This is a genomic window from Pantanalinema rosaneae CENA516, assembly GCF_050753385.1.
Lineage (GTDB): Bacteria > Cyanobacteriota > Cyanobacteriia > Leptolyngbyales > Leptolyngbyaceae > Pantanalinema > Pantanalinema rosaneae.
Window position 1 is genome coordinate 26,697 of the sequence record NZ_JBLZFZ010000059.1, and the last position, 16,079, is coordinate 42,775.

The 16,079-nt window shown below is 50.9% G+C and carries 14 protein-coding genes; 7 read left to right on the plus strand and 7 right to left on the minus strand.

The annotated features are described in order from the left end of the window. The first annotated feature begins 57 nt into the window (after nt 1–57). The 5 genes from ACN4EK_RS25775 to ACN4EK_RS25795 all read left to right on the plus strand — a co-directional run bounded on the left by ACN4EK_RS25775 (nt 58) and on the right by ACN4EK_RS25795 (nt 4,403). Entirely contained in the window at nt 58–879 is an 822-nt protein-coding gene (locus ACN4EK_RS25775; protein WP_431661149.1) for a hypothetical protein, read from the plus strand. A gap of 48 nt (nt 880–927) precedes the next feature. Continuing rightward, nucleotides 928–2,127, plus strand: coding sequence for a tetratricopeptide repeat protein (locus ACN4EK_RS25780; RefSeq protein ID WP_431661150.1), 1,200 nt, complete (start codon nt 928–930; stop codon nt 2,125–2,127). A gap of 61 nt (nt 2,128–2,188) precedes the next feature. After that, a complete protein-coding gene (locus tag ACN4EK_RS25785; protein ID WP_431661151.1) occupies nt 2,189–3,640 on the plus strand; it encodes a hypothetical protein in 1,452 nt (483 codons plus the stop codon). A 119-nt stretch (nt 3,641–3,759) separates the two neighbouring features. Continuing rightward, a complete protein-coding gene (locus ACN4EK_RS25790) occupies nt 3,760–4,035 on the plus strand; it encodes a hypothetical protein (RefSeq protein WP_431661152.1) in 276 nt (91 codons plus the stop codon). A gap of 11 nt (nt 4,036–4,046) precedes the next feature. Further along, nucleotides 4,047–4,403, plus strand: a complete 357-nt coding sequence (locus ACN4EK_RS25795; protein WP_431661154.1) for a clan AA aspartic protease — start codon at nt 4,047–4,049, stop codon at nt 4,401–4,403. A 95-nt stretch (nt 4,404–4,498) separates the two neighbouring features. On the opposite strand, the gene ACN4EK_RS25800 is transcribed toward ACN4EK_RS25795, so the two are convergent. From ACN4EK_RS25800 to ACN4EK_RS25820, 5 genes are all read right to left on the minus strand, one after another. After that, the gene (locus tag ACN4EK_RS25800) at nt 4,499–8,479 is read right to left on the minus strand and encodes a magnesium chelatase subunit H (protein ID WP_431661155.1); all 3,981 of its coding nucleotides are present in this window, start codon (nt 8,477–8,479) and stop codon (nt 4,499–4,501) included. Nucleotides 8,480–9,093: 614 nt separating this feature from the next. Beyond that, the gene (locus ACN4EK_RS25805) at nt 9,094–9,408 is read right to left on the minus strand and encodes a YkvA family protein (protein ID WP_431661156.1); all 315 of its coding nucleotides are present in this window, start codon (nt 9,406–9,408) and stop codon (nt 9,094–9,096) included. Nucleotides 9,409–9,563: 155 nt separating this feature from the next. After that, entirely contained in the window at nt 9,564–10,592 is a 1,029-nt protein-coding gene (fni, locus tag ACN4EK_RS25810) for a type 2 isopentenyl-diphosphate Delta-isomerase (RefSeq protein ID WP_431661157.1), read from the minus strand. Nucleotides 10,593–10,659: 67 nt separating this feature from the next. Beyond that, nucleotides 10,660–11,196: a bifunctional pyr operon transcriptional regulator/uracil phosphoribosyltransferase PyrR gene (pyrR, locus tag ACN4EK_RS25815; RefSeq protein ID WP_431661158.1), complete on the minus strand. Its 537-nt coding sequence runs from the start codon at nt 11,194–11,196 to the stop codon at nt 10,660–10,662. 48 nt (nt 11,197–11,244) lie between these two features. Then, nucleotides 11,245–11,901 carry a Uma2 family endonuclease gene (locus tag ACN4EK_RS25820; protein WP_431661159.1) on the minus strand — a complete coding sequence of 219 codons (657 nt, stop codon included), beginning with the start codon at nt 11,899–11,901 and terminating at the stop codon, nt 11,245–11,247. Between the two features lie 234 nt (nt 11,902–12,135). Between ACN4EK_RS25820 and dapB the strand changes: the two genes are divergently transcribed. Both dapB and ACN4EK_RS25830 read left to right on the plus strand, forming a co-directional pair. Continuing rightward, entirely contained in the window at nt 12,136–12,960 is an 825-nt protein-coding gene (gene dapB / locus ACN4EK_RS25825) for a 4-hydroxy-tetrahydrodipicolinate reductase (RefSeq protein WP_431661160.1), read from the plus strand. Nucleotides 12,961–13,209: 249 nt separating this feature from the next. Next, entirely contained in the window at nt 13,210–13,779 is a 570-nt protein-coding gene (locus ACN4EK_RS25830; protein ID WP_431661161.1) for a Uma2 family endonuclease, read from the plus strand. 35 nt (nt 13,780–13,814) lie between these two features. Here the strand turns inward: ACN4EK_RS25830 and ACN4EK_RS25835 are convergent, their stop codons facing one another. Beyond that, nucleotides 13,815–14,759 carry a DUF928 domain-containing protein gene (locus ACN4EK_RS25835; RefSeq protein ID WP_431661162.1) on the minus strand — a complete coding sequence of 315 codons (945 nt, stop codon included), beginning with the start codon at nt 14,757–14,759 and terminating at the stop codon, nt 13,815–13,817. Between the two features lie 7 nt (nt 14,760–14,766). Further along, the coding region (locus tag ACN4EK_RS25840) for a CHASE2 domain-containing protein (protein ID WP_431661163.1) at nt 14,767–16,079 on the minus strand (1,313 nt) is incomplete at its 5' end.

Sequence of the window (16,079 nt, forward strand, 5' to 3'; positions counted from 1 at the left end):
TACTAGGCTGCAACAGTCAGTCTACTACTAGTCGCGATCGTTCCTTGCACTACACCCGTGGATTACACCAAACTCCGATTCCAACGCGTCTTTCTGTATAGCAAAGTTCTTCTGAATGTCCTGAAATATCCATTGTTATTTCTAGCGACCTTTCTGTTGATTACCCATTACGGACAGGGGGTATGGGTCGAAGTATTTAAAGCCCTCGTGTCGATCGCCTTTTCTGGCATCATGGTCTGGTTAATTGGGCGAGAGGTCTGGAACAACAAACATCGGTTGGATTTAGTTTGGTGGGTCTATTTCCGGAGTGGACCGCTGACCTATGTACGAGCAATCCTAATTCTGACCTGTACCTTGCTTACTGCCGGAGTCATTGGCACCTTGTCCCCCGACTTTATGCATACGGGCTGGGCAAATTGGCTATTCGGTTACTCTACTAATGTGACGTTTCAGCCTCTAATCACCATTCAACAAGCGGATGAGGTCGCCGCCTCGACTGGGTTCATTCGGTTTGACGCAGGAACCATTCTGACGATCGGCTTTTGGCTCTTGATGATTCTGGCAGTGCCATTTCTGGCAGAAATCGAGGAGAAAATCTTTCGGCAGGGGATTCATACCTGGAAAGGCATGGTCAAACGATCGCTCGCCTTTGGTTTGGCGCACCTGATTATGGGCATTCCTCTATTCATGGGGCTGACGTTATTTGTCCCTGGTTTTCTGTTTGCCTGCCGCTATAAATATGGCTATCATCGGCACTTCCGGCAATTTCAGGATGAGATGAAGGCTCAGGAGGCTGGAGTTCGGGCTAGTACGGCTGACCATGCGGTTTATAATGCGATTTTACTCACCAGTTTGACCGCTATGCTGCTTTTGCTTTAGAACAGGGGGTATAGATTCAGCCCCTCGTATCTGGTAAGTGTTAGTGTTATGAGCCAGGGTCATGATGCTTCGGTAGACTATCAACACTATGCGGCGCTATCCCCTCAAGAACGCCAGGTGTTGATTACGGATGAGCAGACCTCACCAGAATTGAAAACGGTATTGCTCTATCAACAGGGGCAACACTGGACAGAACAACACGCCTTTGAAGAAGCGATCGCGTGTTATAACGCGGCAATTGAGCTAACCCCCCATGACTTGCCTGCGCTCCAGAGTCGGGCGGATGTCTTGCTGAAAAAACAACGCTATCGAGAGGCGATCGCCAGTTATGACCAGGCTCTAGCCCTACGTCCGGAGCAGGCTGACCTGTGGCAGGGTCGGGGCAAGGCGTTGCGGCGGCTATATGACTATGAAGCGGCGTTAGAGAGTTACGATCGCGCCCTATCCCTGGATTTACATAACGCCCAACTTTGGTACGATCGCGCCCTAGTCTTGTTTGACTTAGAACGCTATCCCGAGAGTTTGGACACGCTCGATCGCGGCATGGAACTGGAACCAGAGCATCCCGATCTCTGGCAACTCCGGGCAAAGGTATTAGCTAAACTTGACCAACGAGAAGCCGCGATCGCCTGTTGTGATCAAGCAATTACGGCTAAATCTGATGATGAGCAATCCTGGCGGATGCGGGCTTCTCTGCTGCAAGGACTCGATCGCTATGAAGACGAACTCAGGAGTTATGATCAGGCGTTAGCACTCAATCCAACCGATGCCGAGCTCTGGCGGTTACGAGCAAGAACGCTGAAACAATTGGGGGATTACGAGGCGGCGATCGCTAGCTACGATCGCGCGATCGCGCTGAAACCGAACGATCATCACCTCTGGTATCAACGCGGTTTGTTGTTACGACGATTGCAGCATTATGAAGGCGCTGTCTCCAATTTCGATCGAGCGTTAACCCTACGACCGACGTTTTATCCTGCGACTCGCAGCAAGGTATTTACCTTGATTAAAAGCGGTCAATTCCTCAGTTATTTCAGCGATCGGCGCACATTAGCGGAACGCCAAGCCCTGAATAGCGACCTCCGCCAAGTCTTAGAAACCTTCGTCAAAACCAAATTACCAACCTTGATCATTCTGGCATTAATGGCACTTGCCACGACTCACAGCCGCACGATCGGTCTGACGGTAGCTGGGGTGTTTTTAGCGATCGTTTTAATTAGCGACCTAATCACCGAGTCCCAACAATAGCCTTATCGATACAAACCAAATAGTCTAAACAATTAACTAATAGTTATAGCTATTTCTAAACATGGGTTCAGAGGAGAATTTTCAGCAGCACCTTAAAGCTGTTCGGGAAAATGTATTTACACCAGAAACCTTTTCACCTCAATGGGATAGTAACCCAGTTGATTTTCTAGATCTTCCACTTGACTTCCCATATAGCTCGAAGGAGTGGGATGCAATCTTTGAGACATTGATCAATTTACTTGCTCATCCAGAATATTGGGTGCGAGATAGGGCAATTGATCAGCTGATTCGTGCCTTAAAAATGGAGGAGTCACAACGCTCTAATTGTGATGATTACCAGCCATGTCCGACTGAGCAACGAATCAAGAGTATTTTTGCCGCCATTGCCACTCAAACGCTACATATTCCCGGCATTTTTGAGTTGTTTTGCTCGAAGTTAGAGTTTCTAGAGAAAGAGACTTTTTTTCACCGCTTAATCATCAACTGGTTAAACGAATTAGCCGCTTTAGAAGATCATCATGCCCTGACAAAAGAAGCGATCGTCGCCGCACAACTTTTTTTGGGTGCTTATGATTCAACTTGGCAAGAAGTTGGAACAGATTTGTTAGAAATGCTAGACCATCTTGATCTAAATCTTCGAGCCTGTGCCGCCTATCAGATTGGCAAGTTTTGTAGCAAGGCTGTTTCTAGGAAAGACAAAGCTTGGGAGTTGGACGAGGAGGAAAAGTATGAGCAGGATCAGCAATCAATTGTTGGAATGCCACCTTTCGATGATTTGATATCACTGATTCGAGTTAAAGAACTGGAGCGTCCAGGAGTAGCTGGAGCATTTTGGAGTGTGATTCCTAAAGCAGGGTTTGATGCTAAAGAATGGCTACTGAATATCTTAGAGAATTCGCCAGAACCAGAACCTTATATTCCCTACTTTCCGTGTAATTTAGGGTTTGATGCCCATGAACGATTTAGCCGAGATCCGAATGCGGTGCGTCGTTTAATCAATGCAGGACGGGTTGATATTGCGATCGCGGCAGCAACGGATGAAAATTACAAAATTGATGATCTTGAACCTTTATTAATTGAGTTAGGTGATGATAATGACCCTGAAATAGTTCGGGTGGCATCCTGGCATCTAGCTTACTACTACCATTATCAACATCCACGCGGCGCAGAACTGGGATTTGTTGAGTTGGTTAACAAGTCATCAGAGGTTGATTTATTCCTACTATTTTCTGAGGAAAAAGATACACAGATTCCCTATGCAGTTGTGATCTATCCCAAAGGAACGAACCAAAAGTTCAGCCAAGCGATCGCTCAAAAATGGGTAGATCAGATGTTTCCAAAAGAAATTAGAGGGGAACCTAGAGATGATTTGCCATCCATAACCTCACGTTGGTATCGACGAGGCTATATTAGCTATCATCTTTCTACCCAAAGTACGGATTCTGACTTAATTGACAACGTGATCATTGGGTATCGCTCTAAACTACCCTGGAATCCAAAACATTTCTTGTAGCACTAGTACACCACCTAATATTAGAGGTAATTATTTAAAGTGTTTCGTCTAACTGGTAATCCTCGGTATAATTGCCCAGGTTAAAATAAAAAAGCAACCATTGCCGTAATTACAAGCTCATGACAGTTCGACAACCCCGCTACAGCAAAGAGGAGTTTGCCCAACGCGGCAATGAGATTTATGAATCTCAGGTGCGCTCCCAGGTTGAGGCAGGTAATGACGGCAAGATAGTCGCGATCGATATTGAAACGGGTGCTTTTGAAATGGCTGATACAGCGATTGCGGCAACCGATCGCCTGTATCAGCGCTATCCTGATGCTCAACCGTGGGTTATTCGGATTGGGTATCGAGCAGTCTATCGCTTTGGCTCCCGGAGTCGGAAGCATTCCGGATGATGCAAGGCTTTGTGAATCAGAGATGCGAAGCCATCATTCGGGTTGCCGTCGGTTTTGCTAATTCACCAAAGCAAATGATTGAGGCTGTGATTGACACAGGTTTCACCGGGTTTTTGGCGCTTCCACCATCCACTATCACGGCCCTTGGGTTACCTTGGCAGTTTCGTGACGTTGGTACCTTAGGCGATGGCAGTGAGGTGATCTTTGATATGTATAAAGCGATCGTGATTTGGGATGGTCAACCCCAGGTGATTGATGTAGCAGCATCAGAGGCAGATCCGCTGGTTGGGATGAGCTTACTATATGGGTTTAAGATCCAGATTGAAGCAGTTGAGGGCGGCACTGTGACGATTACAACTTTGGAGTAGCGCAAGGCGATCAGTGAGGTTGGGGCATCACACGGTTCTAACGCAATAAAAAAGGGGTAGTGAATGGCTACCCCTGAACTTAAGTTAGCGATCGCTTAGTCGATGCCTTCGATGCGGTCTTCGACTTCCTGGTACAACTGGCGCAGGCGATCGAGGTTTTCCTCGGTGGTTTCCCAATAGCCACGACCGTTAGCTTCCAGTAGGGTTGTCACCATCTTGCGGAAGGAGTTGGGGTTGAGGTCAAGCAGGCGCTTACACATCTCATCGTCCTTGAAGAAGGTAGTATTGGCATCTTCGTAGACCCAGTTATCCACGGCTCCTGCTGTTGCCGACCAGCCCATCGTGTTGACCAGCCGCTTCGAGAGTTCCCGCACACCTTCGTAGCCGTGGGACAACATGCCTTCGTACCACTTGGGATTCAAGAGTTTGGTACGGGCATCCAGTCGGACAGTTTCGGAGAGAGTTCTCACCTGGGCGTTAGCCGTGGTCGTATCGGCAATGAAGGAGGTGGGAGACGTGCCATCATTCCGGAGGCGGGCGACGACCTTCGTCGGATCGGAGTCGTAGTAGTGAGATACATCGGTGAGCGAGATCTCGGACGAATCGAGGTTCTGGAAGGTGACTTCTGCCGTCTTCAGCGCCGATTCAAAGATCTCCCGACTTTGATCCATGTTGCCGGGGTTATCCGAGGAGAAGGCAAACGACTTGCGAGACAGGTACATATCCTGCAACTCGGCTTCACTTTCCCAGGTGCTATTCTCGATCGCCAGGTTGACGTTGGAGGAATAGGAGCCGGAGGCATTAGAGAAGATCCGAGTTGCCGCTTGCCGCAGTTCCACCCCTAATTCCTTAGCTTGCTGGATCGCGTGTTTGCGAACAAAGTTCATTTCCAGGGGTTCGTCGGCTTCGGCAGCCATTTTCACAGCGCGATCGAGCAATGCCATCTGGTTAATGAACAGGTCACGGAACACGCCGGAGCAGTTGACAACCACGTCGATCCGAGGACGACCCAGTTCCTCTAGGGGAATTAACTCCAGCTTATTCACCCGTCCCAGTGAATCCGGTAAGGGACGCACACCGACCATCCACATGATCTGCGCTAGCGATTCGCCGTAGGTCTTGATGTTGTCCGTTCCCCACAGCACACAGGCGATCGTTTCGGGGTACTTGCCACCGTTATCGGCATATTGACGGGCAAGCAAGCGATCGACGACCACTTTGGCCGACTTGACTGCCGCCGCTGTGGGGATGGATTGGGGATCGAGGGCATGAATATTCTTACCCGTGGGCAATACATCCGGGTTACGGATTGGATCACCACCGGGTCCCGGCATGATGTATTCGCCTTCCAAAGCCGTTAGCAGCGCACCCAGTTCGTTATCCGCCACAACTTGCTTGAGACAGAACTCTAGATACTCGAACAGCGGTTTAATCTGCTCAGTATCGACTTTGGTGTAGCCCGCTTCGTGCAGTGCCTCAACCCAGGGTTCCTTCTTACCCATGTTGAAGAAGTTGAGCTTGGTGACACGGGACACCCGCCCATCGGCATCGGTCTGAGCTTGCACCATTGCGGTGACGGCGGCTCGGACTGCCTGATTGATGTCGTTTAACAACTGCACATCATCCAGCACACCCCGATCGCTGTTTTGATAGATTTCATCAATGTTGCGACTGAGGCTATTGGCGATAATTCGTTGCAGACTGAGAATGCCTTCTTCCTCGCGATCGAGTCCAGCGATATTCACCAGAGTCGCGATCGCTTCTTCAGCAGAAGGTGGCTTCCCAATCACATGCAGACCACAGGGCAGCAAGCGCGATTCGATCTCCATCAGTTTGATGTAGACCTTGCCAACGATCGCATCCCGTTCCTCCAGAGACATGTCCTTGGCATCCTGGTCGGGCAGGTGAATGTCTTTGTCCAGGTTCACCATGCGGCACTTGTCCATGATGGTGTTGGTGATCGACTCGCCCCGTCCGGTGTCCTTCAAGGTCTGGTAGGAGGCGATCAGTTCGCTTAGTTCCTTCAAGCCTTTGTAGAGTCCGGCATTTTCAGCAGGAGGCGTCAGGTAGCTGATCGTTTCTGCGTAGGAGCGGCGCTTGGCGATCGTCGCTTCACTGGGGTTATTCGCTGCGTAGTAATACAGGTTGGGAATCGTGCCGATCAGGCTGTCGGGGAAGCACTCGCCCGACATACCAATCTGCTTACCGGGCATGAATTCTAGTGAACCGTGAGTCCCAAAGTGGAGGACGGCATCGGCTTGCCAGATTTGCTCCAGGTAGGTGTAGTAGGCAGCAAAGCCGTGGTGAGGACTGGCAGAACGAGAGAACAGGAGCCGCATCGGATCGCCTTCATAGCCGAAGGTCGGTTGTACCCCAATGAACACGTTGCCAAAAGATTTCCCGTAAACCAACAGATTTTGACCGTCGGTGTTTAAGTGACCGGGAGGCGGACCCCAGGAGGGAATCAAGCGATCGTAGTAGGGAGTCAGCCGCTCGTATTCCTCGACCGACATGCGGTAGGCAATATTCAGTTCGGGGCTGTTGTACTGGGCTTTGGCATCATGTAGCACTTCCAGCATCAAGGCTTCGGCGGTATCCGGTAAGCCTTCGACGTCGTAGCCATTGTGTTTCAGCGATTCCATCACTTTATAAATGGAACCAAACACATCCAGGTAAGCGGCAGTTCCCACATTCCCTTTATCTGGCGGGAAGCTGAACACTGTAATCGCGACTTTCTTGGTCAGCTTCGGCTTACGACGCAAGTTCGCCCACTTCATGGCCCGTTGGGCGATCGCTTCCACCCGATCTTGCAGGGCGATCGCTTTGCCAGTGGTGCCATCCCGACCCGAGAGGATAATCGGTTCGATCGCGCCATCCAATTCTGGTAAGGCAATTTGCAACGCCACTTGAATCGGGTGTAGACCCAGATCGCTATCCTGCCATTCTTCCGTGGTTTGGAAGACCAAGGGTAGTGCCACCATGTAGGGACGATTCAGCCGCTTCAGGGATTCGATCGCCTTGGGATGATCTTGCCGAGCGGGACCCCCGACCAGAGCGAATCCGGTTAAGGAGATAACGACATCGACGATCGGATTTTTGGTAATTGGATCGTAGAAGAAGGCATCGACGGGCTTGGAGAAGTCCAAACCACCCGCGAACACGGGCACCACCCGCGCTCCCATTGCCTCTAACTCCGACACCATCGCCACATAGTGGGCATCATCCCCCGTGACTAAGTGCGTCCGTTGCAGCACTAAACCGACACTGGGAGCCAAGGGATCTTTGACATCGCTGGAAATATCCGATCGGGAGTTAAACCAGTTGAGATATTCTTTGACATCCTCATACATGCAGGGAGCCAGAGGATGCCAGATGCCTAAATCGGGGTAGGTAACGGGTTCTTGATATTGCAGGGAGTTGCCATCGTTGGCGTTTTTATACACATACTTATCCGCCAGCATCAGTAGGAAGTTTTCCAGGTTTTCCTGGTTGCCGCCTAACCAATACTGAAAACTCAACATGAAGTTGCGAGCATCCTGCGCTTTATCCATCGGCAGGTACTTCAGCACCTTCGGCAGGGTGTTGAGCAGTTTCAACATGGCATCTTGGAAGCTAGAGCCAGACTGCTCTTTCCGCTTCTTCATAAACTGGGCGATCGCGCTCTTGGATTGACCCAGTTGTGCCATCGAGAAGCTACCCATCTTATTCAGGCGCATCACCTGGGGCATGGATGGGAAGACGACCGCGACATCTAACCGATCGCGGTGAGGTTCTACAGCCGCCACCACTTTATCAGCCAGGTCTTCCAGGAAAATCAGCGAGGCAATGAAGATATTCGCCTCTGCCACATCGCGTTGAAAGGCTTCGTAATTTTCGGCACTGCGCAGTTCCTCAATCAAATAGCCACTAATTTCGACAGCCAGATGGGGATGGTTCTGGTTAATTGAGCGTACCGCTGCCGACAGTGAACTTTGGTATTGAGGCTCTAGCACGACGTAGACCACCTTAAGCAGCGATCGTCCGCGCAGGTCATCGGGCGCAACGTGCCGAATGGTGGGCTTGACGTGAGTGAACATGCGGTTAAGCTCCTTAGATGGTCCGAGAGAGTGGCGTGGTGCTAAATAGCTACCATGAATGTTTGTATCAGAAAACCGTTACCACATGGGCATTTCAGCCCCTATCCGACACAATTTGATAAAAATATCGCAAAGAGCTTTTACATTTATTTGTCAAGATCGGCATTTTTACTCAATTTTTGTTGCAGAAAATTAACTTTTCCTTTAAAAAGCGATCGTTTTCAGCCGAATATGGCAGTCACATCGATTTACGCCGTTTGCGGGACAGCTTTTCACCCCGAATTGATTGCCCTCAGTCCCCCTTGATAAGGCTATCGGGTACACATAAGTCGCGCCGGACTTCGTTTCAGTTCTCTGCGCCCCCTAAATCCCCCAATTCTGGGGGACTTTGAATCCTGAGTTCCCCCCAGAATTGGGGGGCTAGGGGGGCAAAATGCAGGATCTTAAGGCGGTTGAGGAGATGTGTGTACACCGTAGCTTGATAAGGGGGATGCTGGAGGCAGGGGGATCTGAGCTGTCACATTCACACACTAAATTGATAGCAATAAAAAAGCGGCTTGGATCGCTTAATCCAATACCGCCCTGGATGGGAAATAGATTGTGGCTGTTGATGCTTAGTCGATCGAAACTGCATTCACATCAACCGTATCTGTGCCGGAGGACGTACTAGCCGTTGTGGTATCGGTCGCAGTTTCCTTGCTGCCTTTCACTTTCAAGCGATCGAGCAGGATTTGTGAAACTTCTGCCACTAACAGTGTTGCGATTACCCCATCATCAATCCAACCGACGATCGGGAGAAAGTCAGGGGAAATATCCAGGGGGCTGATCAAATAGAGTAATGAGCCTAAAATGATCCACCAACGATATTTCGGATTGCGAATGGTGTTGCGATACCAGCTATAAATGGCTTCGATAGAGAATGTCTTCATGGGGTGTCCTCCGACCTACATCATTGATCGTGGCAAATCCCGATGGAAACTTAGAGTGTGGATAACCCGTGGTTTGGTAGTGAGAATCCCACTGTTTGGCGATGGGGAGGTGGGGAGAGTGGGGGAGATAGGGAGATGGGGGAGATAGGGAGGTGCTACTGGATTAGGTGCAGTGAGCCGGATTGCTTGAGATCCGGGAGGGTGGCGTTGCCAGTACAGAACATGGCTGTCCTCAGTTCGGCGGTGAGGAAGCTGACTAACGTATGGAGGGCGGCTTCGGAGTCGTGGGCGGCTTGCAGAAAGGGCAGTGCCATGCCGACTAAATTGGCTCCCAGGGCGATCGCTTTGGCGGCTTCTAAGCCGTTGCGGAGTCCACCGGAGGCAATTAGGGGAATATGGGGGGCGATCGCTCTGACGGAGGTAATACATTCTGCTGTGGGAATACCCCAGTCTGCAAAGGTCGTGGCTAACCGCCGTTGTAAGGGATCTTGAGCGCGTTCTCCTTCCACCTTTGCCCAGGATGTGCCTCCGGCTCCCGCTACATCGATCGCGGCGACTCCAGCTTGAATCAATTGCTTTGCCATCGTGCCAGAAATACCATTACCGACTTCTTTGGCAATGACTGGGACAGGTAATTTTTCACATAATCCGGCAATTTTATCGAGTAGTCCAGAGAAATTAGTATCACCTTTGGTTTGCACACATTCCTGCAATGGATTGAGATGCAAAATTAACGCATCGGCTTCTAACATCTCGATCACTCGACGGCATTCGTCTAAGCCATACTGATAATTCAATTGCACTGCACCGAGATTAGCGAATAGCAGGATATCAGGAGCCACCGATCTCACGGCAAAGGTAGAAACCACCTGAGGATCTTCGACTGCTACTCTTTGGGAACCGACTCCCATCGCGAGCTTGTACTCTTGAGCGATCGTGGCTAGACGATAATTAATCGTTTTTGCCAGGTCAGTGCCTCCAGTCATGGAGGAAATCAGCAATGGAGCCGTTAGGGATTTGCCGAGAAAGGTGGTGCTGAGATCAATTTGATCGAGATCGAGTTCGGGTAAGCAACAATGCTGGAAGCGATAGCGTTCTAAGCCATTGGTTGTCTCTCGACATTGCACATCTTCATCTAAGCAAATGCGAAGATGATCGGCTTTGCGAAGTTGAGTTTCTGCCACGGAACTGTACCAAGGAAATAGGGTTACAGTTACAGCCTAAAGCTAAACGGCAAAGGGATGCAGCGACTTAACCTCGCCATAACTCCACACCGTCTCGCCCATCTAAATCCTGAATGTAGACTTTCACGGTTTCTTCTCTCGCTGTTGGCAGTTGCTTACCGATGAAGTCTGGATGAATGGGGAGTTCGCGATGTCCCCGATCGACCAACACGGCTAACCGAATCACCTGGGGTCTGCCATGATCTTTCACCGCTTCCAATGCGGCTCGGACGGTTCGACCTTTGAAGATGACATCATCGACCAGAATCACGGTTTTTCCAGTCAGATCAAAGGGAATTTCAGTTTTGGCGGGAGTCCTTAGCCCGATCGTGTCCAAATCATCCCGGTAAAAGGTAATGTCGATCGCGCCCACGGGTACAGCGATCTGTTCCAAAATTTCGATCTGTCGGGCTAGAATCTGCGCCAAACTGACACCGCGAGTGTAAATTCCCAGTAACACCAACTGGGATAAATCACCCGATCGTTCAATCATCTGAGAGGCAAGTCGGTTTACAGTTCGACGCACCTCGTCCGCAGTCAGAATTTCGACAACTTCACCTGGCATGATTTCACTACAGGTAGCATGGCTGGGCAGGACTATCCGATCACCATATCACGCAGTCGTCTCCTGCACCCATTGCCGGAAGTTGCGTAAGGCAGACATTAATCCTAAAGCATCACTTTCATCAATAAACTGAAGAATTTTTCCGGCAGGGAGGAAGGGAAACGCTAATCCTGTATTCGATTCAACGTAGCCCTGGTCTTGCAAACGATAAATCAGCAATTGGCCTTTGAGGAAGTTATCTCCTGGCTGACTCAAATAGCGCCAGACTTCTGGGATGCCTAACCGGGCATAGATCGGCAACTTATCGATCGCGCTTTTCGATAACGCCACTTCCAGAATTAAATCGGGCGGCGGATCAGTCTCTAAATTAATCTCCGACTGACCTCGCATCTCTGGTTCATGCTGGATGTAGTAGGCGCTTTCCGGTTCTGTCCCCAGTTGCAAGTCAGTCCGTTTTAAGGTTGGCGCTTTGTAGCCTTCCAGCCGTAACCTCAGTTCATCAGCTAACACCAGCAACAGCGACTCAATCAGCTTGTGGCAGCGTTCATGTTCATCCAGGGGATGCATCATTTCTAAGCGTCCGCGATCGTAGGTAAACCGTGCGGTACGCTGGGAGCGACTGTCTGCCAGGATCGCTTCGTACTTCTGCCACTTGATTTGATCCAGAATCAAGCGTTGTTCGCTGGGAGGGGGTCCTTTTGCCATAAATCACTGCCGAAGTTGACTGCCCTATTTCCTATTAACGCATGGAACTCGCCCTACAATGCCATGTAGGTGAACAGTGCTGAAATAACGATGCATTGCCCCCCAACCCCCAATGCTGGGGGAGCTAAACCTCTTCAAAGTCCCCCAGCATTGGGGGATTTAGGGGGCTAGTTCGGCAAGCGCTTCTTACGTCAGTGATCTTCCCATATAGGTGATTCAGAGGCAGAGTGAGCTATGGTAAATCAGCCAATTCCCGTGCTGGTAAATGGTGCCGCCGGAAAAATGGGGCGCGAAGTGATTAAAGCCGTTGCCCAGGCAGACGATCTAGTGTTAATGGGAGCCGTCGATCGCAATCCCGATGTGTTGGGTCAAGATGCCGGAGAAGTAGCAGGCTGTGGCCCGTTGGAAGTGCCCATTACTAATGATTTTCAGCCGATGCTGGCATTTGTTTCCCAGGAAAAACAACTGGGAGTGATGGTCGATTTCACCCATCCCGATTCGGTCTACGACAATGTGCGATCGGCGATTGCCTATGGAGTGCGTCCCGTGATTGGCACAACTGGACTCAGCCCGGAGCAACTGCAAGACCTGGCAGAATTTGCCGATAAAGCCAGTACCGGATGTTTGATTATTCCCAACTTCTCGATCGGCATGGTGCTGCTGCAACAGGCGGCAATTCGAGCGTCCCAATACTTCGACCATGTGGAAATTATTGAACTGCACCACAACCAGAAAGCCGATGCGCCCAGTGGGACAGCGATTCAAACGGCGCAAATGTTGGCAGAACTCGGTAAGACCTTCAATCCTGCCCAAGTTGAGGAAACCGAAAAAATCCCCGGTGCTAGAGGTAGCCTCGCCGATGAAGGTATCCGTATCCACAGCATTCGCCTCCCCGGATTAATCGCCCACCAGGAAGTGATCTTCGGCGCTCCCGGTCAGATTTACACCCTGCGCCATGACACCAGCGATCGGGCTTGTTACATGCCAGGGGTATTACTCTCGATCCGCAAAGTCATCCAACTCAAAACCCTGGTGTATGGACTAGAGAAAATTCTGTAAGCCATGAACGTGTCCCGAATGAACTGATTAGAGTGTTGATTCGTCACCTGAATCGTTCGATCCTCCCTAACCCTCCTTAGTTAAGGAGGGAACCAAGCCAAGCTCCCCCTAATCCCCCTTAAAAAGGGGGATTAGGGGGAGCACTTACAGGTCGTCACTAATCATAGAACTCTTTAACAGTCCATCGGCGGCTATATCATAGATGCAGGGCGGCTGTCAGCCAACGAACTTTCTGCCAAGGCGTTAATTATGAGCCAAACCATCCCGGAACAATTGCGCTGGACAACGGCTGATCTGGAGCTATTGTCTAACGATGAGTGGAAACGCTACGAAATCATCAATGGAGAACTGTTTGTGACCCGGGCACCGCATATCAAACATCAAGCAGTGATCCGAAATATTTGCTCACAACTGCAAGCATGGTCAGATATCAGCCAACTCGGTGAAGCCTTTCCAACTCCCGGAGTGATTTTTAGCGAAGCAGACAATGTGATTCCTGACGTGATTTGGATTAGTCACGATCGCCTGACGCAGCTCATTGACGAAGCAGGGCATCTCACCGGGGCACCCGAACTGATTGTGGAAATTCTGTCCCCCGGTAGCCTGAATGAACGCCGCGATCGCGAAGCCAAGCTCAAACTTTATTCGGCTCAGGGTGTGCAGGAATATTGGATTGTCAGCCGAGAGCTACAACAGGTCGAAGTTTACCGCCGCGAAACGACCGTGTTGAAACGGGTCGCCACAGTCCTGGCTGAGGATGAAATTACTTCACCGCTATTGCCGAACTTTCACTGTGTAGTCAAGCAGTTGTTCAGTTAGACTAATTCCCTCACTGCCAGCAGCGACCCTCCCGCCTAAGGCGACTGACCTGATTCCGGTTTGCAGCAGTCCACGATCGGCTTGTCTGCCAGGTCACCTAATCCCACCTCTTTCAGTAGGGTTCGCCAGTTTGTTGCGGCTTGAGGATCCTGCTGTCGTAATTCTGCCAGAATTGTCAGGGCATCGTACCAAACTCCGGCTTTGGCATATAAAGCAGCTTGCTCTAGGGCGGAGGTATTGGTGAGCGATCGGCTTAAATCAGGATTGACTGCCACTCGTTGGATCACCCCTTCCACCGAGACGGGAGTAGCATCACTCAAGGGTTGACAGTCCACCGTCAGGAACCAGCGATAGCGTTGATTCACCTCCAAACTTACAGTGTCGGGTAACTGCAATCTGACAATGCCTGGTTGGTTCGGTAACGTCAGACTGGTTCGATACATCGAATTACTGGCACCATCCCGCCGCAGTTCAAACCGCACCGAGTAGTCTGCCGCTTGTGGGTAGGGGGTGTAGAACCAGAAGGTGGGTTGGGCTTGGGTCGTATTGCCCCACACTTGACCCGGCTTTTCAGCGGCATCAGCCGTTGGTTCCCCGATCGCAGGGACTAACGCGGTTAGCGCGATCGGTAACTTTGGACATACTCCTTGATTTACGGTTCCCCGAGTTGCTCCACCCCGACGACGACCCTCTGGCGGATCACCAGGGGGGGGATCAGGCAATTGAAAATACGTGTTGCCCCGGCTTCCACCTCCTATGCTTCTAATCGGCACACTTCGCAATAGTGGATCAAAATACGTCCCACCGCCGCGATTCGGTCTACTGGGGGAGCCTGTATCTGGTGGGGTAGGGAGTTGCTGGGCGAACTGGCGGAGAGTCCGTTGTGATTGGTCTGGAGGAACTGAAAATTCCCTGGCAATCCCAGGAAGTGGTACTGCGATCGCCAAACTCCAGATCAGGGGAGAAATAAATAATTTCATATACCAACTAACTCCTAAATGATGGATCAAGACGGGTGGATAGCGATCGAGCGGGTTGAGTATTGAGGCAGATCGTGACACTCCCGCCGGTCAGGAATAGTCCCAGTGTGGCGGGAACGAGCGGTATCCATCCCCCTTGCAACAGGAGATAAAAGCATCCACCCACCAGACAACTCGTAGCCAGCCCCATTGCCCCCAACCATCGCAGGGATGAGCGCCGATCGCGAGATGGGTTAAAGCGCCATGCCAGTAAGCCACCCATCAGCGACCAGCCACCAATCCACAGCATCTCTTGCCACGGCAACCAAACCCACAATAACGGACGTTGATCTAAGACAGCACTGAGAACCTGGCTGACCATCTGTGCCTGCAAAAACACCCCTGGCATTTGCGCTTCGGGTTGCTTGCCATAGGGAGTTAGCCACCGATCTTCACTATCCTTTGCCGTCACCCCAATTAGCACAATCCGATCGCGAATCGCTTCTTCTAACACGGTCGGATCAAGTTCGCCAGATAGCAACGTGGTGAGGGCAACCTGTTCCGCGATCGTGGCAGTCGCCCGATAGTTTAGCAAGATCTGCCCCCCTCTAGCATCCAGATCTTGATAGCCGCCAGTGCGGGATTGGAGCCGCTGTAATTCCTGCTGACCTAATTGGAGATTACCATCGCCGGTGAAGTTCGGTTGAATGCCTTTTGCCTGGAGATAGCGATATGCCAGATGGAAACTAAAGGCATACTTAGCTTGACACCGGGAGGACGGCGGCGGATTCATAAACACCAACTGTCGCCGCACCACGCCATCGGCATCATCCACAAAGTCGCTGAATCCCACGCGATCGCTGGCTACTCCCGTGGGTGGTCGAATCCCTGGATCTAGCCGGGTAAAGTTTACCTTACAAATGCCCACCAGATTTTGCAGTCGTTGTAGACGAGACAGGAGTTCCGGCGGAGTGTGCTCAGGGGCAAAGTCGCGGTAGAGATCTAACCCAATTACCCTGGGTTGATAGGTTGCCAACAGTGCCAACAGGCGGTTGAGGGAGTGATCCGATAGGGATATAGCCTTGCCTTCTTTCACCAGCGATTCCTGCCGTCGGCGTTGGGTGGCAATATCGTTTTCATCGATCGTCACTACCAGTAAGCGAGGATCTGCCCCTTCCGAGGGTCGCCACTGCATCATCTGGTCAAATGCCTGCAATTCGGCATTCTGGAACCAACCAAGCCAGCGAGTTCCACTAATTAAGGTTGTGGTGAGGAGCGTGATGGCGAGGGCGATCGTGAGTTTATGGCGGTGGGTGGTGGGACTGTCTCTTATACACATCT